The sequence below is a fragment of the Alitibacter langaaensis DSM 22999 genome, from assembly GCF_003096995.1.
Taxonomy (GTDB): Bacteria; Pseudomonadota; Gammaproteobacteria; order Enterobacterales; family Pasteurellaceae; genus Exercitatus; species Exercitatus langaaensis.
In genome coordinates this window covers 83,479-107,899 of record NZ_QENU01000005.1, presented here as the reverse complement: position 1 = coordinate 107,899, position 24,421 = coordinate 83,479, and the positions used below count along the sequence as shown (strand labels likewise).

At 41.8% G+C, this 24,421-nt stretch carries 23 protein-coding genes and 5 tRNA genes; 3 read left to right on the top strand and 25 right to left on the bottom strand.

Going from position 1 to position 24,421, the window contains the following annotated elements; translation table 11 throughout:
• Window positions 1–15: 15 nt before the first annotated feature.
• From C8D76_RS05235 to rpsU, 11 genes are all read right to left on the bottom strand, one after another.
• Complete coding sequence (locus C8D76_RS05235; protein WP_116631736.1) at window positions 16–297, bottom strand: hypothetical protein; 282 nt, start codon at window positions 295–297, stop codon at window positions 16–18.
• Window positions 287–700 carry a hypothetical protein gene (locus C8D76_RS05230; protein WP_207775000.1) on the bottom strand — a complete coding sequence of 138 codons (414 nt, stop codon included), beginning with the start codon at window positions 698–700 and terminating at the stop codon, window positions 287–289. Before C8D76_RS05230 ends, C8D76_RS05235 begins: the two co-directional genes overlap by 11 nt.
• A gap of 63 nt (window positions 701–763) precedes the next feature.
• Window positions 764–1,471, bottom strand: a complete 708-nt coding sequence (locus C8D76_RS05225; RefSeq protein ID WP_116631735.1) for a Rha family transcriptional regulator — start codon at window positions 1,469–1,471, stop codon at window positions 764–766.
• The gene (locus tag C8D76_RS05220; RefSeq protein WP_116631734.1) at window positions 1,461–1,733 is read right to left on the bottom strand and encodes a helix-turn-helix domain-containing protein; all 273 of its coding nucleotides are present in this window, start codon (window positions 1,731–1,733) and stop codon (window positions 1,461–1,463) included. The genes C8D76_RS05225 and C8D76_RS05220 overlap by 11 nt, the downstream gene beginning before the upstream one ends.
• A 16-nt stretch (window positions 1,734–1,749) precedes the next feature.
• Window positions 1,750–1,932, bottom strand: a complete 183-nt coding sequence (locus C8D76_RS05215) for a helix-turn-helix transcriptional regulator (protein WP_116631733.1) — start codon at window positions 1,930–1,932, stop codon at window positions 1,750–1,752.
• A 132-nt stretch (window positions 1,933–2,064) separates the two neighbouring features.
• Entirely contained in the window at window positions 2,065–2,919 is an 855-nt protein-coding gene (locus C8D76_RS05210; protein ID WP_116631732.1) for a hypothetical protein, read from the bottom strand.
• 378 nt (window positions 2,920–3,297) lie between these two features.
• Window positions 3,298–4,515, bottom strand: coding sequence for an integrase arm-type DNA-binding domain-containing protein (locus C8D76_RS05205; protein WP_116631731.1), 1,218 nt, complete (start codon window positions 4,513–4,515; stop codon window positions 3,298–3,300).
• Between the two features lie 225 nt (window positions 4,516–4,740).
• Window positions 4,741–4,816: transfer RNA gene (locus C8D76_RS05200), tRNA-Ile, on the bottom strand.
• 143 nt (window positions 4,817–4,959) lie between these two features.
• Window positions 4,960–6,822, bottom strand: coding sequence for an RNA polymerase sigma factor RpoD (gene rpoD / locus C8D76_RS05195; protein ID WP_116631730.1), 1,863 nt, complete (start codon window positions 6,820–6,822; stop codon window positions 4,960–4,962).
• Between the two features lie 80 nt (window positions 6,823–6,902).
• Window positions 6,903–8,675 (bottom strand): DNA primase, encoded by a 1,773-nt coding sequence (dnaG, locus tag C8D76_RS05190; protein ID WP_116631729.1) that lies wholly within the window; start codon window positions 8,673–8,675, stop codon window positions 6,903–6,905.
• 91 nt (window positions 8,676–8,766) lie between these two features.
• On the bottom strand, window positions 8,767–8,982 hold the full coding sequence (gene rpsU, locus C8D76_RS05185; RefSeq protein WP_005701713.1) for a 30S ribosomal protein S21: 216 nt from the start codon (window positions 8,980–8,982) through the stop codon (window positions 8,767–8,769).
• 370 nt (window positions 8,983–9,352) lie between these two features.
• On the opposite strand from rpsU, the gene tsaD reads away from it, so the two are divergent.
• Window positions 9,353–10,390, top strand: a complete 1,038-nt coding sequence (tsaD, locus tag C8D76_RS05180) for a tRNA (adenosine(37)-N6)-threonylcarbamoyltransferase complex transferase subunit TsaD (protein WP_116631728.1) — start codon at window positions 9,353–9,355, stop codon at window positions 10,388–10,390.
• A gap of 74 nt (window positions 10,391–10,464) precedes the next feature.
• Here the strand turns inward: tsaD and lpcA are convergent, their stop codons facing one another.
• The 6 genes from lpcA to C8D76_RS05150 all read right to left on the bottom strand — a co-directional run bounded on the left by lpcA (window position 10,465) and on the right by C8D76_RS05150 (window position 17,184).
• Window positions 10,465–11,049 carry a D-sedoheptulose 7-phosphate isomerase gene (gene lpcA / locus C8D76_RS05175; RefSeq protein WP_116631727.1) on the bottom strand — a complete coding sequence of 195 codons (585 nt, stop codon included), beginning with the start codon at window positions 11,047–11,049 and terminating at the stop codon, window positions 10,465–10,467.
• A gap of 204 nt (window positions 11,050–11,253) precedes the next feature.
• Window positions 11,254–14,703 (bottom strand): transcription-repair coupling factor, encoded by a 3,450-nt coding sequence (mfd, locus tag C8D76_RS05170; protein ID WP_116631726.1) that lies wholly within the window; start codon window positions 14,701–14,703, stop codon window positions 11,254–11,256.
• A gap of 20 nt (window positions 14,704–14,723) precedes the next feature.
• Window positions 14,724–16,709, bottom strand: a complete 1,986-nt coding sequence (locus C8D76_RS05165; protein ID WP_243405820.1) for an LTA synthase family protein — start codon at window positions 16,707–16,709, stop codon at window positions 14,724–14,726.
• 82 nt (window positions 16,710–16,791) lie between these two features.
• A tRNA-Val gene (locus C8D76_RS05160) sits at window positions 16,792–16,867 on the bottom strand.
• Between the two features lie 108 nt (window positions 16,868–16,975).
• Window positions 16,976–17,051: transfer RNA gene (locus tag C8D76_RS05155), tRNA-Val, on the bottom strand.
• A 57-nt stretch (window positions 17,052–17,108) separates the two neighbouring features.
• A tRNA-Val gene (locus tag C8D76_RS05150) sits at window positions 17,109–17,184 on the bottom strand.
• A gap of 167 nt (window positions 17,185–17,351) precedes the next feature.
• Here C8D76_RS05150 and gltX point away from each other — a divergent pair.
• Both gltX and C8D76_RS05140 read left to right on the top strand, forming a co-directional pair.
• Window positions 17,352–18,788, top strand: coding sequence for a glutamate--tRNA ligase (gene gltX, locus C8D76_RS05145; RefSeq protein ID WP_116631725.1), 1,437 nt, complete (start codon window positions 17,352–17,354; stop codon window positions 18,786–18,788).
• Between the two features lie 46 nt (window positions 18,789–18,834).
• Window positions 18,835–18,910, top strand: a tRNA-Ala gene (locus tag C8D76_RS05140).
• Window positions 18,911–19,031: 121 nt separating this feature from the next.
• On the opposite strand, the gene C8D76_RS05135 is transcribed toward C8D76_RS05140, so the two are convergent.
• The 8 genes from C8D76_RS05135 to napG all read right to left on the bottom strand — a co-directional run bounded on the left by C8D76_RS05135 (window position 19,032) and on the right by napG (window position 24,349).
• Window positions 19,032–19,466 carry a hypothetical protein gene (locus C8D76_RS05135; RefSeq protein ID WP_116631724.1) on the bottom strand — a complete coding sequence of 145 codons (435 nt, stop codon included), beginning with the start codon at window positions 19,464–19,466 and terminating at the stop codon, window positions 19,032–19,034.
• A 402-nt stretch (window positions 19,467–19,868) separates the two neighbouring features.
• Window positions 19,869–20,345, bottom strand: a complete 477-nt coding sequence (gene ispF / locus C8D76_RS05130; RefSeq protein ID WP_116631723.1) for a 2-C-methyl-D-erythritol 2,4-cyclodiphosphate synthase — start codon at window positions 20,343–20,345, stop codon at window positions 19,869–19,871.
• The gene (ispD, locus tag C8D76_RS05125) at window positions 20,342–21,037 is read right to left on the bottom strand and encodes a 2-C-methyl-D-erythritol 4-phosphate cytidylyltransferase (RefSeq protein ID WP_116631722.1); all 696 of its coding nucleotides are present in this window, start codon (window positions 21,035–21,037) and stop codon (window positions 20,342–20,344) included. The genes ispF and ispD overlap by 4 nt, the downstream gene beginning before the upstream one ends.
• Window positions 21,037–21,315, bottom strand: coding sequence for a cell division protein FtsB (gene ftsB, locus C8D76_RS05120; protein WP_116631721.1), 279 nt, complete (start codon window positions 21,313–21,315; stop codon window positions 21,037–21,039). Before ftsB ends, ispD begins: the two co-directional genes overlap by 1 nt.
• Before the next feature lie 90 nt (window positions 21,316–21,405).
• Complete coding sequence (locus C8D76_RS05115; RefSeq protein WP_116631720.1) at window positions 21,406–22,020, bottom strand: NapC/NirT family cytochrome c; 615 nt, start codon at window positions 22,018–22,020, stop codon at window positions 21,406–21,408.
• An 11-nt stretch (window positions 22,021–22,031) separates the two neighbouring features.
• Entirely contained in the window at window positions 22,032–22,457 is a 426-nt protein-coding gene (locus C8D76_RS05110; protein WP_116631719.1) for a nitrate reductase cytochrome c-type subunit, read from the bottom strand.
• Window positions 22,458–22,550: 93 nt separating this feature from the next.
• Complete coding sequence (napH, locus tag C8D76_RS05105; RefSeq protein ID WP_116631718.1) at window positions 22,551–23,444, bottom strand: quinol dehydrogenase ferredoxin subunit NapH; 894 nt, start codon at window positions 23,442–23,444, stop codon at window positions 22,551–22,553.
• Window positions 23,444–24,349, bottom strand: a complete 906-nt coding sequence (napG, locus tag C8D76_RS05100) for a ferredoxin-type protein NapG (RefSeq protein ID WP_116631717.1) — start codon at window positions 24,347–24,349, stop codon at window positions 23,444–23,446. Before napG ends, napH begins: the two co-directional genes overlap by 1 nt.
• Window positions 24,350–24,421 lie beyond the last annotated feature (72 nt).

Below are 24,421 nucleotides of genomic sequence, written 5' to 3'. Positions count from 1 at the left end.
ACGGTTTTTTATTGGTTATTTGTTAGTGTTTGTGAGTTCTGCCGCACGTTTTTCTATCTGTGTGAGCATTTTTTTAGCAAACAGTAATTCAGTTTCTAAGAACGCTGTCGGCAATCGTTCAAAATCCGCCATAAGCAACGCAACACGCGATTTTTGCACTTGAATCAAGTCTTCTATTGGGTAAGGCTCTTCATCGCTGTAAAGGCTCATGAAGATGAATAAACGACTATTCCGATTTGTGATGTAATGCTCAATAGCCATAGGGCGCAAAAATTCTTTAGCGGTTCTACATTTCATTTTTGGACTGCTCCACTGTATTTTGATTTAAATCATTTTCCCCCTTGCTGGTGGACTTCCACCATTCAACTACTACGGGCGTATAGTTGCCTTTTTCTACATTCTCGATATGTTCAGCCAATCCCTGAAACTGCTGAATTAAATAACGTGCGCCATTTCTGAAAGCCTTGTATTGTTTGTTTTGCTCTGCGGATAGGGTTACGCCATGATTGCGTAATTCCACCAACAAAGAAAGCCCCATTTGCAATCGTTCAGCAAGTTCAATACATTCCTTAGCCTGTAACTTCTTGAAGTGATAGCAGTCGGGAAAATCGCTTTTACAGTGTTCTGCGCTTTGCTTTGAAATAGCAAAAGTGCGGTTAAATTGTGGGTAGGTTTTAAAGTTTGGTTTGAGTGTTTTCATTCTCTGATTTCCTTAAATGATTTTAGCGGTGGTCGCGCGCGCGCGTACTGCTCCCGAAAGTCTTTATTTCGTTGCCGTGCTTGAGCCTTGTTTGTTGATTAATCCATTACGTACCTTGAAATAAGTCGCACTAAAAGTTAACTGCGCTTTTCGGATCTCGTAATTCATTCCTAACTTGATCATCGTTGCATTTTCACTGGTCAACATATCGATTAGTTCAAGCTGTTTTTCACTCAGATGTTGGCGAATTTCGTCATCTGTAGGCAATCCTTGCGCCTGTAACCATTGCTTACGGTTCGCACCTAATGCCACGAGATAAATCAAATTGTTTTCCTGTGCGTAAGCGTGTTTATTTTGCTTGCCTGTAATGGTTTCACGATATTGAATAGCGTCATTCATGCGGTGTTGGTCGTGTTTTAATTGGTAGCGTTTGCCGATCCAACTTTCCATTTCATTAAATCGTTGAATAAACTTCTCTTTAAATTCAGCCGATTTCTTGCCACGAAAACCCATGACCAAAAATGAAAAGCCGTCACGTGTCATTCTGTACATCGGACGTTTCTCGCCTTTTTCGTCAATGTATTTAACCGGCTGAAAATTCAGCTCGTTAAAATCATCTGAACAATCTAAATTTTCGATAGCTTGTAAAACGTTTTTATGTTCTTTACCAAAAACATGGGCCACATCTCGGCTTGTTGTCATTGCATTGCCTTTGATGTTCTTAACAATATGCGAGAATAAATCTGCACAGATAGAATGATTAGTTGTCATAGTGTTGCTCTCCCTGTGTTTCTTGTTGTGGTTCACTTAGTAGGGTATAAACTGCAATCCCATTGTGCTTTATGCCCGATTGGTCTATTTCTGTTCGGGTGCTAGTGATGATTTCATGGCCTTGTTTTTTTAATTCCATAATGCGCGGAGCGGGTGAGCAAATTCCCTTTGCTCGCAACTCTAACGTGCTATGTGGTCGTTCTCTTAACAATGCTTTGATTAGTGATCTTTGGCTTGCTGTTGAAGTGTTAGTTAATTTCATATCTTCACTCCATAGATTAAGCATTAATGTAAGCTTGAATATCAGCTAAACGCCAACGCGTGGCGCGTCCGCACTTCTTAGGCTGTGGAAATAATCCTTTTTTGATGTGTTCGTAAATTGTGGTAGTAGATAAACCTGTCATCTCTTTGACGCGGTCAATTTTGATAAGTAAGGTTTCTTGATTGGTTTCTGTTGTCATGTTTAATCCCCCTTTTAGGTTTGTTAAATTTCGCCATTGTTTGGCTTGGGGTATTAAACTATTGATTTTGGAAATAAAAAATCCATATAGATCTAATCTTGATCTATATGGATTTTAGGGAAATATTTAGATCTATTTTATATTGTTAGCATTTGCAAATTTAGCTCTTAAATTACTTTCACTTAATCCTTGATAGCCTATATATTTATTAGATAAACTATCAATTAAATCATTCTGATTTTTATATTTACCTGTAGCCAATAATTCATCCTTTAAGGCTTGAATAATATTTAAGTATGAAGTTTCTGATTTTCCCCTAATCTCTTTTTGGTTGTTCTTTAATTTTTCAGAAGATTCATTGATTTTTGTTGATGCTTCTTTTTTGATTTTTTCAAATCCATAATCCCACGCCTTACGCCCTAAAATGTCTTTAATCAAAATAATTAAATCGCTGTCAGTAATATATAAATCACTGTACTGTATTGTTACCCTCTCATTGCATTGTAAATTGGCATATTTAACATCTAATAAGCATTCATTATCAATTCTGATACCTAGCATTTCGTCTTCATCTATTATTATCTCATCATTAATCTCTTTTAATTTTTCACTAGGAACAGTTAAAAGCCCATGAAATGAAAAATAATCATCCGTTATAGTGAATTGTTTAAATGTGCCTGTAAGTTCAATGCTATGAAATTCATCAAGACATGTCATGTAAGAAAAAACAACATTACTATGCTCGGAAAAATAAATATCTATAAATCTATCTTTTGCATCTTCCTCGCTTAGGTTCTCTGTCACTAAATATAGCAGTGATGGAGTTATATAATCAGATAAAACATAAACAAAAATGGGAAAATCATTTTTTACAAAATGAATTATATCTTTAACAGTTAACTCTACACCTGTTTCTTTTTTAATTTCTTCTACAGTTTCAGCTAATGAAAAATATTTGCGTGGTAAACACTCAGAAAGATATCCCATAAACACCCCTATACGTTACCCCCTATCAGTGAAGTGAAAGCACAGAAGAGAATAATAGGGGCTATTCTCTTGTCGGCTCAGTTAATTACTCCGCGCCTATCCGTGCTAATTCGTTTTTACTCGTGTTCTTATTTCTACGGTCATTTTACTGATTTTTTAGACAGTTTCAAGGTGATTTATTTGGGGATTTTTTAGTAGAATTTTGATAAAATGTCTACAAACGTCTACACAATGCTCTACTTGCGTTCAACCCTTATTCTATAAGGCTTTATTATTCTTTTTGTAGATTTATAGACGAAAAATAAAAAAATAGTGGCTGTGTTTTTAAAAATAAAAAAACCGCTTACCAACGGTCAATAATTTGCGTTTGCTGGTGGACTAAATCCCATTTGAACAGCTTTCTACATAATCCCCCCATATCTGCATAACTTTTCTTCGTTCTTCTAAATAATCCGCTCTATTGTAGGCTTTGCGCACTTGGTCTTTTATTCCATGCGCTAAACAGCTTTCTATCACGTCTGAATTAATCAAGCGCTCATTCAGATATGTACTCGCAATAGCTCTCATCCCATGGGAAACTAAACGCCCATGAAATCCAATTAAACGCAATGCGCGGTTTGCCGTCTGTTTGTTCATTGGTTGCTGTGGTTTAACCTCGCTTTGAAAAATATAAGGGCAATGGCTCGATATATTGCGCATTTTCGCCAGTATTGCCAACGCTTGAGTAGATAACGGTATAACGTGCGCTACTTTCATTTTCATCTTGTGTGGTGGAATAGTCCATGTTTTCGCATTTAAATCAATTTCTTCCCATAACGCGCCAACGCTTTCATTTGGTCGTGTCATTGTCAGTAATTGCCACTTAATCAAGAGTTTTGTTTGAGTGCTTAGCTGATAATCTCTAAGTGCGGTTAATAATTCGGGCAATTCTTCAGGGCGTATAGTTTTAAAATGCTCTGCTTTTGGTCTGCTGTAATGGTCTTTTACATTCACGCACTTATTAAACTCTAACGCATTACAGTTAACAGCAAATTTCATCACGCGATTTAATAATGCTATGGCACGATCTCGCGTTTCTGCTCGCCCCCTTTCGTCTAACGGTCTAATCGTTTGAATAACTTGCTTAGGCGTAATGCTTTCTATAGGCATAGCACCTAATTCAGGCAATAAATATTTAGTAATGATAGTCCAGTTCTTAGCAAATGTTTCTTCCTTTAACTCGCCATTCTTGACATCCACCAGCATTTTAGCTTTCCACAGCTCTGCAAGGTGTAAGAATGTATTTTCACGCCTTGCTTGCTCTTCTTCCTGTATCTGTTGGCGGTGTTCTTGTGGGTCAATATCTTGAGCCAATAATGCACGATATTCTTCACGTATAGCGCGCGCTTGCGCTAAAGATACATTCGGGAAAGTGCCTAGACTTATCTCTGTTCTTGCTTTGCTATAAGGTTTGAAATAATTAAACCGCCATATTTTCACGCCTGTTTTCTTCACAAGCAAAAACAGCCCCTTACCATCCATAAGTTTATAATCTGCAGTTTTCGCTTTTGCATTATTCACTTCTGTGTTTGTTAATGCCTTAGTTATTCTAGCCATTCTTCACCAAGCCTTTATTTATAAGGGATTAGCGCATTTTAGGAGTACGCTAAAAGTACCATAGTAGGATCGTACTCCTAAACATACTCCTAAAATTTCAGGCTGTAAACGTATAAAGGCGAAAGAAAACGAATGAAGAAAAAAACAAGAAAGGCGATAAAGTCAGTATTTATAAGGAGTTATTGAAGATTGACGAATGATAACGAAAGAAGAAAAAAGATAATTTGGTGCCCCCAACTGGGATTGAACCAGTGACCAAGCGATTATGAGTCGCCTGCTCTGACCGCTGAGCTATGGGGGCTTGAAGTGTTTTTCGAACGAAAAGTGCGGTCGATTATAGGGGAATTTTGCGGCGAAGTCTAGTCAAGGCAATAAAACTCCACAAAAAAAGGTCTAGTATTTGCTAGACCTTTGTTTTATTTGAATATTTCTTAAACAATCACACTATTCATCTAAGAAACTGCGTAACGTTTCTGAACGGCTTGGGTGACGCAATTTACGCAATGCTTTTGCTTCAATTTGACGAATACGTTCACGTGTTACATCAAATTGTTTGCCCACTTCCTCAAGCGTGTGATCGGTATTCATATCAATACCAAAGCGCATACGCAATACTTTCGCTTCTCGTGGGGTTAAGCCTTCCAACACTTCATGGGTTGCCGCCTTTAGACTTTGCGCAGTTGCGCTATCTAATGGCAATTCAAGGGTGTTGTCTTCAATAAAATCACCTAAATGTGAGTCATCATCATCACCAATTGGGGTTTCCATTGAAATCGGCTCTTTCGCAATTTTCAATACCTTACGAATCTTATCTTCTGGCATTCCCATGCGTTCTGCTAACTCTTCTGGCGTTGCCTCGCGTCCCATTTCTTGTAAACATTGACGTGAAATACGGTTAAGCTTATTGATGGTTTCAATCATATGCACAGGAATACGAATCGTGCGCGCCTGATCAGCGATAGAGCGCGTAATTGCCTGACGAATCCACCATGTGGCATAAGTCGAGAATTTGTAACCACGACGATATTCAAACTTATCGACGGCTTTCATTAAACCGATATTACCTTCTTGAATCAAATCAAGGAACTGTAAGCCACGGTTGGTGTATTTTTTCGCAATAGAAATTACCAAACGTAAGTTTGCTTCGACCATTTCTTTTTTCGCGCGGCGGGCTTTTAATTCGCCTTGAGCAACACGCTCGCCAATATCACGAATTTGAGGTATCGTTAAATTGGTTTCTTCTTCAATGCGTTGCAATTTAGCAATGGCATTGCGAATATCGTCTGCGTATTTTCCGAGTTTTTCGGCATAAGGCTTTTTGCCATCCAGAATTTTTTGTAACCACGCATCGTTTGTTTCTTTCGCTGCACTAAAGATTTTAGTAAATTCATCTTTTGGCATTTTCGCGTAATCAACAGCCCAGCGTTGAATTTGGCGTTCTTCTGAGCGAATACGTTTCATCAGACTACGCATTGGAATCACAAGACTATCAAACTGACGAGGCACTAGACGGAATTGAGTGAAAACCTCAGATAAGGCAACAATCTCATCTCTGGCTTTTTTACTTGTACGACCATGTTTAGCAATGATTTCAATCGTTTTGGTATGTTGTTCTTTTAACAACATAAATTTCTCACGCGCGACTTCTGGATCAATAGAGTTATCACTATCATCGCTTGAGCTATCGCTATCATCACTTTCATCTTCATCGTCGTCATCAATATCATCTGCAGCAACAGCATCATCTTCTTCGTCAAGCTCAATATCGAGCTCTTCCTCTGTGCCAGAGTTCTCATTTGGATCGACAAAGCCAGTAATGAGATCAGCTAAACGCACAGTCCCTTCTTCCACTTGCTCGTATTGTTCAAGTAAGAAAGTCAATGCTTCAGGATATTCAGCGACTGTGCTTTGCACTTCGTTAATGCCGTCTTCGATACGTTTTGCAATATCGATTTCGCCTTCGCGGTCAAGCAATTCCACACTCCCCATTTCACGCATATACATACGCACAGGGTCTGTGGTGCGCCCGAGTTCAGCTTCCACGCTTGAAAGCACTTGGGTCGCTTCTTCTACGGCATCGTCATCGGTATCTGTAATATTGTCATTCAAAATTAAATCATCGGCATCAGGTGCGGTTTCCAACACTTGAATACCCATGTCATTAATCATCTGAATAATGTCTTCAATTTGATCTGTGTCCACCAACTCTTCAGGAAGATGGTCATTCACTTCAGCAAAGGTTAAATAACCTTGCTCCTTCCCTTGGGCAATTAACAATTTCAGTTGTGATTGTGGATTTTGATCCATAAGAATCCGCCTTTGATTAATTGATTATTTTGAATAAGAAATGGTGGCAATTTTACCACTAATTCTATGCTTTCTCTAATTTATTTTCTGTTGCCTAATAATTGGGCTAATTCAAGTTTTTCTCGCCCATCCAAACCAGCACTGCGATCCTTAGCGATTAATTCTTCAATGCGCTGTTCTGTTAATTGATTTGCGTAGTAAGCTAAGGTATCCACAAATGTGGTTTCAATTTGTTCATCGTCAATTAGATGATCCCATACTGCCAACATTTCAAGGGGTTTGACATAATTTGTATCACGGTAATATTCCAAAATTTGCCCCATGCTGATCCCTATATTTTCACGACAAAGTGCGGTCAAATTTTCGAGTAAATCTAAACCTACCACCTCTTGTTTTAATGCGTTGAAAATCGTCAAATCATAAGGCAATTGAGCCAGCTGTGGATTTTGTAGCAATAAGGCGATCATCACGCGCATCGGTGTTCGCTTCATTTCTGGTAAATTTTTGACCGCACTTTTACTGTTATTACTAGTTTGAGCTTGACGGACAAACAGTTTTTCTAACTGGATTGGGTTAATAATCCCCAATTTTTGCCCCAACGCATTCTGCAAATATAAGCGTAAGGTTTCACCTGATACACGATTAATCAGCGGCACAGCCAGAGCGGCTAATTTGCTTTTCCCTTCCTTGGTGGCTAAATCAATATTCTGCTGCAATAAATGTTCAAATAAAAACTCCTCTAAACTTTGTGCTTGTTGAATATATTGCTCAAAACCCTCTTTGCCGTATTGACGAATATAGGTATCGGGATCTTCCCCATCGGGCAAAAAGATAAATTTCAGCTGACGACCATCTTCTAAATAAGGCAAGGCATTTTCCAATGCCCGCCACGCAGCATCACGCCCCGCGCGGTCGCCGTCATAGCAGCACACAATTTGTTCGGTTGAGCGAAACGCCAGCTGAATTTGCTCGGGCGTTGTGGCGGTGCCAAGAGAAGCCACTGCATAATCCACACCAAATTGTGCCAATGCCACCACATCCATATAGCCTTCCACCACCAATAGCATGGTTGGGCTATCATTGGCTTGCAAAGCCTCAAATAAGCCGTAAAGCTCGCGGCCTTTATGATATGTCACCGTTTCCGATGAGTTTAAATATTTTGGTCGTTCATCGCCTAATACCCTGCCACCAAATGCAATGGTTCGTCCACGGCGATCACGAATAGGAAACATCACACGGTTACGAAATGTGTCATAGGCTTTGCCACGCTCACTGCGTTTTAACATACCTAAATCAAACAAACGATCCTGTTCTTCCTTAGAACGTCCAAATCGATTTAACACCAAATCAAAAACATCAGGAACAAAACCAATGCCAAAACGCTGAATCACCTCTGCAGATAAACCACGCTGCTGCAAATAAGCCAACGCCACATCATGCTTAGGCAATTCTTGTTGATACAGCTGAGCAATGTCGTGCATCAGCTCATACAAATCTTTTTTGGCTTTATAGCTTGCGTGCGGTTTAAAGGATTTTTTGTCCGCACTTTGTTCTCGTGGCACGTCCAAACCCAGCATGCCGGCGAGTTCTTCCACGGCTTCGACAAATTCCAGTTTGTCATATTTCATTAAAAAGCTAATGGCATTGCCATGGGCGCCACAGCCAAAACAATGGTAAAACTGCTTATTTTTGCTAACGGTGAAAGAAGGGGTCTTTTCGTGATGAAATGGGCAACAGGCTTGATAATTATTGGTGCCTGCTTTTTTGAGTTTAACGCGAGAGCCTACCACATCCACAATATCCGCTTTCGCTACAATATCGTTGATGAAATCGCGTGGAATATGTCCTGCCATGGTAAATTCTCCTGCGTTTAAAGCAACAAAACCGCGATCCCATTGGCATCACGGTTTGTTGAACTCGAGTTTAATTCGTTAACGTGACGAATTAGTATAAACGTGTATTACGTGCATTTTCACGAGCGACGCGTTTAGCGTGACGTTTTGCACGAGTTGCGTTTTCACGTTTGCGAATTGTTGTTGGTTTTTCATAAAATTCACGAGCGCGAACTTCTGCTAAAATACCTGCTTTTTCGCAAGAGCGTTTAAAACGACGTAATGCAACGTCAAATGATTCGTTTTCACGTACTTTAATTACTGGCATGAGCCATCACCTCTAATAAAATTTTAAAATTTGATAATAAGTTTAAGTTAATTTTGCAAAATTACTGAGCAACTTACTCAATAAGGCTTGAGATTTTACTCTAAAAATCCATCTAAAGTAAAGTTGAAATTTTGATCTTAAGTAGGTCTTTTTAAATTTAAAGCTCAACGAATCTTGGCAGCGAGAGCGCAAATCTGCAAATTCTTCGGCATTCATCTATTTTGTAACCCAAAGTGCGGTCAATTTTTGACAAATTTCCAGCAAAGCTTAAATAGACTATTGGCGAAAATATGCTGCTTGCTTTTACCCACGACAATCAAACAAAAGTGCGGTAAAATTTCACGCAATTTTGAACAAACTAGAGAATAAAATGAAAGTTTTAGGCATTGAAACGTCTTGTGATGAAACAGGCGTGGCGATTTATGATACGGAAAAAGGGCTGATTGCCGATCAACTTTATACCCAAATTGCTGTGCATGCAGATTATGGTGGCGTGGTGCCAGAGCTGGCTTCCCGCGATCATATCCGCAAAACTGCGCCGCTAATTCAAGCCGCATTAAAACAGGCGAATTTAACCGCAGCGGATATTGATGGCGTTGCCTATACCTCAGGTCCAGGCTTAGTGGGCGCATTGTTGGTTGGAGCGACAATCGCCCGCTCTCTCGCCTATGCGTGGAATGTGCCAGCAATCGGTGTGCATCATATGGAAGGGCATTTGCTCGCGCCGATGTTAGAACCTGCGGAAAATCGACCGCACTTTCCCTTTGTCGCCTTGTTGGTGTCGGGCGGGCATACACAATTAGTGCGCGTGGATGGCGTAGGCAAATACGAACTTTTAGGCGAAAGTATTGATGATGCCGCAGGCGAAGCCTTCGACAAAACGGGGAAATTGCTCGGCTTGGATTATCCCGCAGGCGCCGCGCTGTCTCGCTTAGCGGAAAAAGGCACGCCAGGGCGTTTTGTGTTCCCAAAACCCATGACAGATCGCCCAGGGTTAGATTTTAGTTTTTCAGGCTTAAAAACCTTTGCCGCCAATACCATTAATGCCGCCATCAAAGAAGAAGGCGAATTAACGGAACAAACCAAAGCAGATATCGCCCACGCTTTCCAAACCGCTATTGTGGAAACCCTAGCCATAAAATGTAAGCGTGCGTTGAAAGAAACCGGTTATACCAGTTTAGTAATTGCTGGGGGCGTGAGCGCGAATAAACAATTGCGTGAAGGGTTGGCTAAATTAATGGACGAACTCGGTGGCAGAGTATTTTATCCGTCGCCGCAATTTTGCACCGACAATGGCGCGATGATTGCTTATGTGGGGCATCTTCGTTTACAGGCGGGGGAAAACTCTAATTTGGCGATTGAAGTAAAACCACGTTGGGCGATGACCGATCTCCCAGCAGCTGGCTAAACTCACTTCATAGACACTCTATAAAATACAAAACCCACGCCAAAACGTGGGTTTCTTATTATTTATGCCTCAAACTAAACATTTTTCGCCATTTCAAATTCGATGAGCATCATTAAAATATGAATCACTTTAATGTGGATTTCTTGAATGCGATCTGCATAACGGAAATGGGGTACGCGAATTTCTACGTCCGCAAGCCCTGCCATTTTTCCGCCATCTTTCCCTGTCATCGCAATCACTTTCATGCCTTTTTCTTTGGCGGCTTCAATAGCGTTAAGCACGTTTTTAGAATTGCCCGATGTGGATAAACCGAACAACACATCGCCTTTTTGTCCCACCGCTTCAACATAGCGTGAAAACACATAATCGTAGCCAAAATCATTACTCACGCAGCTTAAATGGCTCACGTCAGAAATCGCAATCGCAGGGTAGCCGGGGCGATTTTCACGATAACGCCCTGTCAGTTCTTCGGCAAAATGCATCGCGTCACAATGGGAGCCCCCATTACCACAAGACAACACTTTGCCGCCTTGTTTGAAACTGTCTGAAATTAACAATGCCGCTTGCTGAATGAGCTTAATATTATTCTCATCGGCAATAAATTTTTGTAGCACATCTTGAGCCTCAAGTAGCTCGGCTTTCACTTGATCCAGATACATAATCGTCTCCTTTGGGAATTTGAAATTTTCTCCATTCTCCAACGCTAAAGAGCTTTCGCCCGTTGGGCAATTTGCTTTGTCAGCGAGAGAATCAAAGTGCGGTTAGTATAACAAAAACTTTCGCAAAAATGACCGCACTTTTTGATATTTATTCTCAATCACAAGATTAAATTTATTCGCCCAAACTGCAACTAAGGCGATTGGCTAGGCTAACAGTGAATTCAACAAATTCATCACAAATTCTAACCGCACTTTGGCTTGTTCTAAATTGCAGTTAAAGCGGAATTTTGTTGGCCCATCAAATTTATACACCGCAGGTTTTTCTTTGATTAAATTTAAGAATTTCATTGGGTCTAAATCCGCCGTTGGATTAAATTCCACAAAACCGCCGTTCGCTGTAGCGTCAATTTTGATGACTTTTAGCTGTTTGGCAATAGCGCGCAATTCGGCAATTTGCATAAGATTTTTCGTGGCTTCGGGCAATAGACCAAAGCGGTCGATCAATTCGACTTTTAGCTCGTCCAACGCCGATTTATTTTCCGCGCCAGCAATACGTTTATAGAACGACAAGCGCATATTCACATCGCCGAGATAATCATCAGGCAATAAGGCAGGGACGCGCAGATCAATTTCAACTTGTTGCTGTGTGAGTTCATCAAGGCTTGGCTCACGCCCTTCTTTCATGGCTTTGACCGCACTTTCGAGCAATTCCATATATAAGCTGAAACCGATGCTTTCAATTTGTCCGCTTTGCTCAGAACCCAATAATTCTCCTGCGCCACGAATTTCTAAATCGTGCGTAGCAAGAATAAAACCTGCACCAAGATTATCTAAACTTTCTAGTGCTTCAAGGCGTTTTTGCGCATCTTTTGTCATCAGTTTAGGCGGTGGCGTTAATAAATACGCATAAGCTTGATGATGCGAACGCCCAACACGCCCGCGCAACTGATGCAGCTGTGCCAAACCAAAATGATCGGCGCGCTCAATGATGATCGTGTTGGCGCTCGGCACGTCAATCCCAGTTTCAATAATGGTTGAGCACACCAACACATTAAAACGCTGATGATAAAAATCGCTCATCACCCGCTCTAATTCGCGCTCACGCATTTGTCCGTGTCCGATAATCACGCGCGCTTCGGGCACAAGTGCGGTCAATTTTTCCGCACAATTTTCAATACTTGCCACATCGTTATGCAAATAATACACCTGCCCTCCGCGCAAAATTTCACGCAAAATGGCTTCACGAATCACTAAATCATCGGTCTGGCGCACAAAGGTTTTTATCGTCAAACGGCGTGCAGGCGGCGTGGAAATAATGGAAAGATCACGAATACCATTCATTGCCATATTCAAGGTGCGTGGAATCGGCGTGGCGGTTAGCGTGAGAATATCAATGTTGGCGCGCAACTGTTTGATTTTTTCTTTTTGACGCACGCCAAAACGGTGCTCTTCATCAATAATCAGCAGCCCTAAATCATGAAATTTCGCATCGGATTGAATTAATTTGTGCGTGCCGATCAGAATATCCACCTTGCCTTCTGCCAGTTCTTCCAGCACTTTTTTCTGCTCTTTGGCACTTTTGAAACGCGATAACACTTCCACATTCACAGGCAGATTAGCAAAGCGATCACGGAAATTTTCGTAATGTTGCTGCGCTAATAATGTTGTAGGCACTAAAACCGCCACCTGTTTATGGTTCATCACCGCTAAAAATGCGGCACGCATTGCCACTTCTGTTTTGCCGAATCCCACATCCCCACAAACGAGGCGATCCATCGCTTTTGGTTGGCACATATCGGAAATCACTGCGTTAATTGCCATTTCCTGATCAAAGGTTTCTTCAAAGGGGAAGGTTGCCGAAAATTGCATAAATTCATCGCGATCATATTTAAAGGCAAACCCTTTTTGCGCTTCTCGCTGCGCATACACATCTAGCAATTCCGCGGCGACATCACGCACTTTCTCTGCGGCACGTTGGCGTGCTTTCGACCAGGCATCAGAACCCAATTTATGCAAGGGCGCGGTTTCATCCGCCCCACCCACATAACGGCTAATGAGATGTAGGCTTGCCACAGGCACATAAAGTTTGGCATCGTTGGCGTAGGTCAGCAGCAAATATTCGGCTTTCATACTGCCATTTTCTAAGGTCACTAAACCGCCATAACGCCCCACGCCGTGCTCTAAATGCACAACGGCTTGCCCAATTTTGAGCTCGGCAAGATTGCGAATTAGCGTATCTGGATTAACCGATTTGCGTTTATCGCGCTGGCGCTGTTGCACCCGTTCGCCAAGCAATTCTGTTTCACAAATTATCGCAATTTTGACCGCACTTTGGCCTTCTAACACAAAACCATGATCTAGCGCACTGATGATTAAGCTGAAATGTTGCTGTTGCGCGTCTTGTAAAATTTGAATTTGTTTTGGCTTGAGCTTTAACGGTTTGAGTAAATCTAATAAGGTTTCGCGCCGCCCCTCCGTTTCTACGGAAAACACAATTTTTCCGTCAAAGGTTTCAATAAACTGGCGCAATTGCTGCAACGGTTCTTTTTGCTGAGATTGAATTTGCAGCTCAGGCAAGGGTTGCACCAGCAAATTTTTCTGGCGCACAGAAGCGCGTGCCACTTTGTCTTGTTTTAAGGTGAATTTAGGGTAACTTTTCAGCTGACGATTAATTTCATCAATCTTAATCCATAGCTTTTCGGGCGCCAATAACGGGCGCATTGGGTCAACACGGCGGCTTTCAAAACGTTGTTGAGCATCTTGATAAAAACGTTCGGCTTGGCTTGCGTTCGTTTCAAAATCGATAAATAAACTGTTTTCGGGCAAATAATCGAATAGCGTTGCCATTTGCTCAAAAAACAGCGGCTGCCAATATTCAATGCCTGAAGCCAATGTGCCTTTAGAGATTTGCTGATAAATATGTTCAGGATCGCGGCGGATTTCGCCAAATGTTTCCCTAAATTGAGTGCGGAAAAATTCAATGCCTTTTGCATCCGTAGGAAATTCGTGCGCAGGCAACAAATTAATGCTTGGAATGGCTTCTAGGGTGCGCTGTGTATCCACATCAAAGGTGCGAATGCTATCAATTTCATCATCAAAAAAATCTAAGCGAAACGGCAACGCACTTCCCATCGGATATAAATCCAGCAATGCACCACGCACCGCAAACTCGCCCGGTTCTAGCACTTGTTCTACCGCGCGATAACCTGCATTTTCTAATTGCAGGCGCAAACGTTCGATATTCAGGCGGTCGCCATTTTTAATCAGCAATACATTATGTTGCAAAAACGATGGTGGGCACAGACGCTGCATTAGGGTGTTAATAGGCAGCAATAAAATCCCCGTTTGCGCTTGTTGTAAATAAAACAACGCGCTCAAACGTGCAGAAATAATCTCTTGAGTAGGGGAGAAAGCATCATAAGGCAAGGTTTCCCAATCAGGAAATAAACGAATTTCGCCAGCATAAAAATCCGCTAAAACTCGCTCTAAACGCACCGCACTTTTGTTATCTGGCGTGACCACCACGGTGAGCCCTTTGTGCTGTTGAGCAATATGGCTAATGGCTAGGCTATCTGAGCCTGCAAGGATATTGCCAAGAATTTTGTGATCATTTGCGCGTGTAGGAATATCAAAATTAAAATATGTTGTTGTCATAAGTGCGGTCAATTTTTCTGTTATTTTGTGCCTTTTACCAAATAATTAATTTGCCAAGTGAGTAATTGTTTATAAGCCTCAATGCGTGCCTTTTTCTGTGCACTCATCGGCGTCAGCTGCTCAACCCATAAATTTTCAGGGTAACGTGCGGTTGGATTTTGCCAACAATATTGCACATCTGACGCGCCATCGCTGACCCCTTCCTGATCCGCCCATAAATTTTCGTTATAGGCAAAAGCATATTTGCTGTCGTCTTCCAGCGCAAGCATATTGCGCCCGCCGATGTTCCAATATTCCGTATCGGAAAGGCTTAAAGCGTACAGCGTTGGCAAAATATCTTTATGTGAGCCAATACGGTTCGGATCAAACTGAATCGCCAATTTATTTTGTAACGATGTTGGCACGTGAACATAAAATGGCACGCCTTTCGCCATAAAATTCTGTTTTGGCGCATCAAAACGCACGCAGCGCACGTGGTGATCGCCTGTTGCTGCAATAATTGTTTGATTCCCCACTGCACTTTGGCTGACATTGGTAATGAAATTGCCCAACGCATTATTGGCATATTGATACGTGGCAAGGGATTTGCGATTTTCTTCTTCATTGCCAAACTTTCCTGCCAACGAATTCGGATCAATACGCTCCGCCTGATAATGTGGCGGAATTTCATAAGGCGGATGGTTGGTGATACTTAAGATATTGATAAACAACGGCTCTGTGCTTTCTGATAGCAATTTTTGTGCTAACGCAAAAGCATATTCATCTGCAATGCCCCAATAAGACAACGTGGCTTTTGCTGCGGGGAAAGCTTCAATAATATCATTTTGATCGTAACATTCGTCCACACCTTGCAATGGCAAATAATTGCCGAGATTACGCCACATTAAACCGCCTGAAGTAATAAAAACTGTGCGATAACCCTGTTGTTTATAGGTTTTAAAGGGGCTGTAAGGCAACGCGGTTTGTTGCGCTATCGACTGGCTAATATTCTGGATTGGGCTGTAAAAATACAACGATGCCACGGTGGGCGCAGTACCATCATAATCAGAAATGAAACGCTTGAACACAAAATCTCGTTCAAAGTGCAGTCGTAAATTGCCTAATAAATCGTTGCTTTCGGCATTGTCGAGAACCAGATAATTAGTACCAAAACTCTCCATAACAGCTAACACTACATGCGGTTTGGTTTCTGCTAACGCGTCATTTTTAGGCGTGCGCTCTAGCAGGCTTTCCGTGCCAAAAGCTTGTTGCATTAAGGCTTTACCCTGTTCAAGATCGACGGCTTCAAAATTAATATTGCGTTTGCGGTCACCAAATGCCCATTCCATGGCGATAACGCCATTGGGCACTAATTTGTTAATCACCGCCAGCGAGGCAACTTGCGCATGGTTTTTGCCTAGCGGAGTAGAACGAATCGTACCGCGAACAAAAAAAGCCAAAACTAATAAGCTGATAACAAATAATAGGCTCGATAGCGTCCAATGCAATTCAATGGCTAAAAACCAATGGGATAACCCATAAAAAGTGATCCCTGCTGAAATTAACGCTAACGCCAAAACCGCAAGAGAACCCGAGATAACAGGATAATCATCATAAATATTTTTCAAAACGGCTTTGGTGTCATCTTCTACTAAACCAAACATAAACATATCGTAATAGTTGTTGTAGGTTTTGTAATAATAAAAATTTCCAACCACGATGCCGATCAGCGCAATGGCGAAAATAAGGATATAAATTGACCAAAAAATTGCCGTTGTGTTTATGCTAAAAAAAGCCAAAGAAGCTGAACCAAATAGGAAAAATGGCGCAAGAACAATGGCGATCACTTTCGCATCAAAGCGCGCGCCACGTGTTGTCATACGTTTTAGTGCAGATTGGTATTGTTCACTTTGATGAATTTCTGCGGAAATGAAGGCTTTTGCCATACGGCGGCGATGTAAAAATAGAATCGTTTGGAAATAAGCAAATAAAATCCAAAGGGTAAAAATTAAAGCTGCGAGAGACAAAATGAAGTTCCTGCGAATAATATCAATGAGAGCGCAGTATAACTAAATTAAAATTGAAGTTCAAAGAAAGAAAATAAAGAAGTGGTGGGCGATACCGGTCTCGAACCAGTGACCCCCTCCTTGTAAGGGAGGTGCTCTCCCAACTGAGCTAATCGCCCTTATTTCATTGCTATCATCATTTTAGATTTCTTGAAGTATCAATTTATTACTTACAAAAATCTACGAAATACTAGCTTAAAAATAGGTTTAGATATTTAAGGTTTAAGTGGTGGGCGATACCGGTCTCGAACCAGTGACCCCCTCCTTGTAAGGGAGGTGCTCTCCCAACTGAGCTAATCGCCCACTTAAAGAGCCTTAAAATCAAGGGAAACAACGGAAACCAAATCATTAAAGTTGAAGTGGTGGGCGATACCGGTCTCGAACCAGTGACCCCCTCCTTGTAAGGGAGGTGCTCTCCCAACTGAGCTAATCGCCCGTTGTCGTGGGGCGTATTATATGGATTTATCCTTGTGCGTCAACCTATTTTTTCTAAAAAATGGCTAACTGTTCCAAAAATAACCATAAGAACGGAAATTTCTATTAAGCATTGAACTAAAAAAAGGTACAATAACGCGCAATTTTGTAATGAATATGGAAAATAAAATGAAATTAGAAGCATTATTTAATTTAGATCCTAGCGTAAAAGTGCGTACCCGTTTTGCGCCAAGTCCAACAGGCTATTTACATGTTGGTGGCGCGCGTACAGCACTTTATTCTTGGCTATACGCAAAACACAATAATGGGGAATTTGTGTTACGAATTGAAGACACGGATCTTGAACGCTCAACGCCAGAAGCAACAGCCGCCATTCTTGAAGGGATGGAATGGTTAAATTTATCTTGGGAACATGGCCCTTATTTCCAAACCAAACGTTTTGATCGTTACAACCAAGTGATCGATCAAATGCTCGAACAGGGTTTGGCCTATCGTTGCTACTGCTCAAAAGAACGTTTAGAAAATTTACGCCATGAACAAGAAGCGAATAAAGAAAAACCTCGTTATGATCGCCATTGTTTAGGCGATCACAGCCATTCTATTGATGAACCACATGTTGTGCGTTTTAAAAATCCAACAGAAGGTTCAGTGGTGTTTGATGATGCGGTGCGTGGACGCATTGAAATCAGCAACAGCGAATTAGATGATTTAATTATTCGCCGCACAGACGGCTCGCCAACCTATAATTTCTGCGTGGTTGTCGATGACTGGGATATGGGTATTACTCACGTTGTACGCGGCGAAGACCATATCAACAACACGCCTCGCCAAATCAATATTTTGAAAGCATTAGGCGCGCCAATTCCGACTTATGCTCACGTTTCAATGATTAACGGCGATGATGGTCAGAAATTATCAAAACGCCATGGCGCAGTAAGCGTAATGCAATACCGTGATGACGGCTATCTGCCCGAAGCGCTCATCAACTATTTAGTGCGCTTAGGCTGGGGACACGGCGATCAAGAAATTTTCACTCGTGAAGAAATGATTGAATTATTTGATATTCATTCTGTCAGCAAATCAGCAAGTGCATTCAACACCGAGAAATTGCAATGGTTGAATCAACATTATATGCGCACCTTGCCAGCAGAACACGTTGCAAAATACCTTGCGTGGCATATGAATGATCAAAAAATCAATACAGAAAATGGCCCCGCATTAACAGAAATTATTCCTGTGTTAAGTGAACGCGCGAAAACCTTAAAAGAATTAGCCACTGCTAGCCGTTATTTTTATGAAGAATTTGATAGCTATGACGAAAAAGCCGCCGCGAAAAACTTCAAACCTGAAGCTGTGGCACCGCTCACAAAAATTCTTGAAAAATTGACCGCACTTTCCGATTGGACAGCAGAAAACATTCATGACGCAATGAATGCCACCGCCGCTGAATTGGAAATTGGCATGGGGAAAGTGGGTATGCCATTACGCTTGGCGGTAACTGGTTCTGGACAATCACCGTCAATGGACATCACAGCGCAACTAGTGGGTAAGGAAACTGTGCTTGCTCGTATCAAAAAAGCGATTGAGTTTATTCAAGCACAATAATTCCTATTGACAGAATCCGTGGCGGACTTTATTATATCGCCACTTCGGGGATATAGCTCAGTTGGGAGAGCGCTTGAATGGCATTCAAGAGGTCGTCGGTTCGATCCCGATTATCTCCACCAAATTCAATCAAATGTAATCAAATAAACAAATGTAATCAAAATAAAAAAGTGCGGTGAAATTTTTAAATATTTCACCGCACTTTTCTTTTAATCACAGCTTGTGTCTATAAAGATTTATCCATTAAATATGGCTTACAACCATATCTTTCGCTGCCGCTACGCTATCTGTTGCCACCGCAGCATCTAATGAACCAATCAAGTTATTTAATTTCCAATTTGCGTAATTCACGCCCAATTCAGCACGAAGAGTGTCTTGATGTGAACCATAGTTAAAAGTTTCTGATTCTGCGGCTGATTTAGTTTGTTGCGCTAATTCTTTCGCTTCTGCTGCCAATGTATTGAATGTATTCATATTTGCAGCTTGGCTTAATTGTGCAAGTTTCGCATTCAATTGTGTTTTTAATGCTTGATATTGATTTGCTTCCACATTGAAATCTTGATGATGTTCATTTGAGATATTCGCTTCAATACGTTTTTCAAAAGGGTTTGCCATTGCTTGGCTAGCAAATGCAGCAGCGATAATCGCTAAACTTACTGATTTCATTACATTTTTCATATTCTACTTTCCTATTAGATGAAATAATTTTAAATATACAAACAACGCTAAGTCATTCGATGTGGTGCAGTATATAGTAATTCAAATTTGCAACAATACCCGTTCTGACAAATTAAATTTCCATAAATAGAAAGATAAAGCAAATTTCTCTCTATGCACCAGAATAACAATAACGTTTAGTCATTATTCAAATTCATGACTGAATAACGTCATATCCTTTGATGGCGTGTATTATAGACGGTTAAATTAAGGTGATAAGATGGCTAATAGCAATTTCACTATTAGGATAAAACTAACAATGTTCTATTCTTGGAAGAGTTTTAATTAGAAATGATATTAAAATAAGACAAAGTGCGGTCAAAACTTGAGAAAGTTTGCATTTTTTGACCGCACTTTGTGTGATTAGGCTTTGATCAGTAACGCCACGGCTTCGGTTGCGATCCCTTCGCTGCGCCCTGTAAAGCCGAGTTTTTCCGTTGTGGTCGCTTTCACATTCACTTGTTCAAGTTGGCAAGCGAGATCTTCTGCAATAACCGCGCGCATCGCATCAATATGCGGTCGCATTTTAGGGGCTTGTGCAATAATAGTGACATCCACATTGCCAATTTTATAGCCTTTTTCTTGAACAAGACGAAACGCTTCACGCAGCAAAATTCGGCTATCAATATTTTTAAATTGCATATCGGTGTCTGGGAAAAGTTTTCCAATATCCCCCAATGCCACTGCGCCGAGCAATGCATCGGTGAGTGCGTGTAATGCGACATCGCCATCGCTATGCGCAATGAAACCTGTGTGATACGGCACTTCTACGCCCGCAATAATTAACGGGCGATTTTCACCAAAAGCGTGCACGTCAAAACCGTGACCAATACGAATCATAATGTGTTCCTTGCTAAATAAAATGCCGCTAAGGCTAAATCATCAGGGTGCGTTACCTTAATATTGCTACGTTTTCCTGCCACTAAGTGCGGTCGAAATCCTGCTAATTCCATGGCTGAGGCTTCATCTGTCACCGTTAGCCCTTGGCGTTGAGCTTGCTCTAAAGCATTGATAAGCAGATCGGCTTTAAAAAATTGTGGCGTTTGCGCAAGCCAGATAAAATTGCGATCTTCAGTCATCACAATTTGCCCATCGCTGTTGGCTTTTTTAACTGTATCCGTCGCCGCTAAGGCTAAAATAGCGCCATTGTCGTCCGTGATTTCAAGCAGCTTATCCAATTCATCATGAGTAACACAAGGGCGCGCAGCGTCATGCACCAGCACTTTAACTCGATGAAGATTTTCAATCGCTCGCAAACCATTTAACACGCTGTCGGCTCGATTTTTGCCACCCTCCACCACCTGAATGCAGGGGTGATTAGCAACCGGTAACTGCGGCAAATAAGGATCATCTTTGGCGACAGCCAAAATCACACGGCTGATGGCAGGATAACTCAATAATGCGTTTAGGGTATGTTCTAAAATGGTTTTGCCATGAATTTCTAAATATTGCTTTGGCTTTTCCGCCTGCATTCTCGCACCAATGCCCGCGGCGGGCACAACGGCAACAATGTCATAACAAAGTGCGGTCATTATTTGTTCTCTTTTGTGATGCGATAAAAAGTTTCGTTCGGTTTCACCATTTCATATTGCAAACGCGCCCGTTCTTGAATAGCATTCACACCGTCTTTCAAGTCTTTGATTTCCGCCGCAATCACTTGATTTCGTTGTGAAAGTTTGGTGTTTTCTTCTTTGTGAACAGCAATCTCTTGCTGCGTTTCTTTATAGTCCAAATAACCGTTTTTACCGAACCACAAATCGTATTGAAACAGTAATAACACAGCAGCAAGAATAATAATCAGTAAACGCATAATCTTTCCCATTAATGTAACGGGCTATAGTTTAGGTTAAAACTGCAGGCAAAAAAAGACCGCAGCTTAAAAAGTGCGGTCATTTTTTCATTATTTTTCTTTTTGTTCGTCGTCTTTTTTAATCATATCTTCAGGGATAAAAGATTTTTGCACTTTTTCCATATGCGGGAGACTATGTGCAATCCCTTTGTGGCAGTCGATACAAGTTTTGCCGTCTTGTTGTGCCAAACGATGCATTTCTTGTGCAACTTTTTTCTGCTGCGTGAAATCCATATCGTCAAAGTTATGGCAGTTACGGCATTCTTGTGAATTGTTGGCTTTCATACGTGCCCATTCACGTTCTGCCATTTCTAAGCGGTGAGCCTCAAATTTTTCTTTGGTGTCCACTTTGCCCGTGAAATAAGCATAAACTTCTTCGGCTGCTTGGATTTTACGTGTCCATTTTGGCAAAAATTCATGCGGCAAATGGCAATCTGCACAAATGGCTTTTACCCCGCTGCGGTTGCTGTAATGCACTGTCTGACGGTATTCAGGCACCACATCATTCATATGGCAATCAGAGCAGAATTGTTCAGTGCTTGTATGTTCTAATCCTTCATTCACGCCGCCCCAAGCGAGAATACCACCAATCGCGGATAATAACACCACGACGCCAACTGCCATTTTGCTTGGGCTACGAAACCAGTTCCAAAATTTCTTAATCATTGCCGTACTCCTTATTTGCCTTGATGTTCACGAATGGTGTCAAATTTATTTTGAACAATTGGGTTCACTTCGGCTTGTGGCACATGGCACTGTAAACAGAAGTAACGACGCGGCGAAGTGCCTTCAGTGCGTTGTCCATCACGAGTCATAAAATGACTTTCTGGCACACGCGGCGCACCTGTTGTCGGCGCAACATCTGGCGAGTGGCAACCTAAACATTGGTTCACGTTTGCGGTGACTTGCAAGCCACGGATGCTGTGCGGCACCAATGGGGGTTGATGTGGGAAAGTGGTGGGGATATTTCCCGCATCTTTTACTGGGTTTGTGTATGCTGGCGGGACACTTTCTACTGTGCTATTAATATCCTTAGCAACTTGTGTATTTGCCACAGCAACACCGGCAAATATAGTGAGAAATAAGGTGAGATATTTTCTCATTTGAGTTCACTCCGTTTTTATTAAACTGATAAATCTGACTGAAATCTCACCGCACTTTAGCTGTAAATGTGAGCTGAAAGTGCGGTCAAAAATCTAAATATTTTTTACTTCTACCTGTTTCTCAAAGCGAGAACCGAAAGCAAAAACCTGCTCTGGGCAGACGTCAATACAACGTCCACAAGTAATGCAATCTTTAGAAAGCACAATTTGGCTATCGTCACTCGAACCATGTAGGGGCAAACGTAGCACTTGCGGTTCTGGGCATACGTTGTAGCAATCCATACAGCGGTCACAACGCTTGCGATCCACCACATTGACTTTCACAATACTTTTTGCGCCAATTAATGCATAAGTCGCGCCGATTGGGCATAAATGTCCGCACCAACCATGTTCAACTACAAACAAGTCAAACAGAAAAATAACGGCAACCAGCCAAGCTGTGGCACCGAAGCCAAAGACGAAAGCTCGCCCTAGTGCGGCAACAGGATTAATCCATTCCCATAATAGCGTGCCCGATATAGCACTGCCCACTAAGATCATTGCCAAAATCACATAGCGCAAATTACGCGGAATTTTCGCACTTTGGCGAATGCCTAATTTGCGTCTGAGCCATGCTGCGCTGTCTGTCACCATATTCATTGGGCAAACCCAAGCACAAAAGGCTTTCGTTGCCACTATTGCGTAGAATGCCACAACAATCAGCGCGCCTAAAATGGTTGTCCATTTTGGCAAATAACCCGTTGCCAGGCTTTCTGCGGTCATCAATGGATCGCTCATTGGTATGCTATCTAACAGCAAACTGCCGCTATAATTACCTTTGAGAATCCATACATTCCAAAATGGCCCGCTTAGAAACATTAGGATAATACCCAATTGGCTTAAACGGCGAAGAATCAAAAAACGATAAGCTCGCCACCAGCCTAATTTTTGTCTTGCTTCAAGCCCTGCATCTTTAGGCTTATTTGCCACATATTTTGCTTCAGCCATTATTTCACTCCCTTCATATTGAGATCTAAATCAGGGAAATGCTCTGCTTCTGGCACCGTGGTGGATTTTGGCACATAATCCTCTGTTGCGCGGCTTGGTGTCGCCACCTTTTGATTCGGCTGAACTTGCATAAATTGGTAAGTGGGTTCGTGCATCCCCTCTGGCACACGAGCGTCTAACGCTGGGCGTAAACCCTCTGGATGTTGGTCTTCCAATAATGCTTTGCCTGCATTTTGTTTTTCTTCCCAACCTAAACGGTAATGTCTGCCGAGTAAGCCTTTGGCGAGTTCTATCGGCAATACTTTGATTGCCGCTTCTTCAAGCACACAGGCTTGTTCACATTTGCCACAACCCGTACAGGCATCGGAATGCACCGTTGGAATAAACTTCGCATGAATTTGCGTGCGATTATTGTGCACTTCTTCCAATGTAATGGCTTTATCAATCACAGGGCAAACACGATAGCAAACATCACAGCGTAAACCTTGCCAGTTTAAGCAAGTTTCATGGTCAAGTAATACCGCCAATCCCATACGCGCATCATTGATATCCGTTAAGTTATCACTCAATGCGCCGCTAGGGCAGGCTTTCATACAAGGAATATCCACACACATTTCGCAGGGTTTATCTCGCGCCACGAAGTAAGGTGTGCCGGCTTCCGTTGATGAAATGAGACTCGCCAAATGCAACATATCGTATGGGCAAGCTTGCACGCATTGCCCACAGCGAGTACAAGCAGCTAGAAAATCTTTTTCCGCCAATGCTCCAGGTGGACGCAATGCCACACCTTCCTTTGCATTAGCTTGGTGCTGCTGTAATCCCAAAATCACACCAACACCACAAATCCCTGCTGCAGTTCTTGTCGCATTCTTCAAAAATTGACGACGATTGGGATCCTGTTTCATATAGACCTTCAATGTTTTGTTAGGGCACCATATTCAGCGCCCATTTTAGAGACAGGCTTTTCCTGTCTCAGC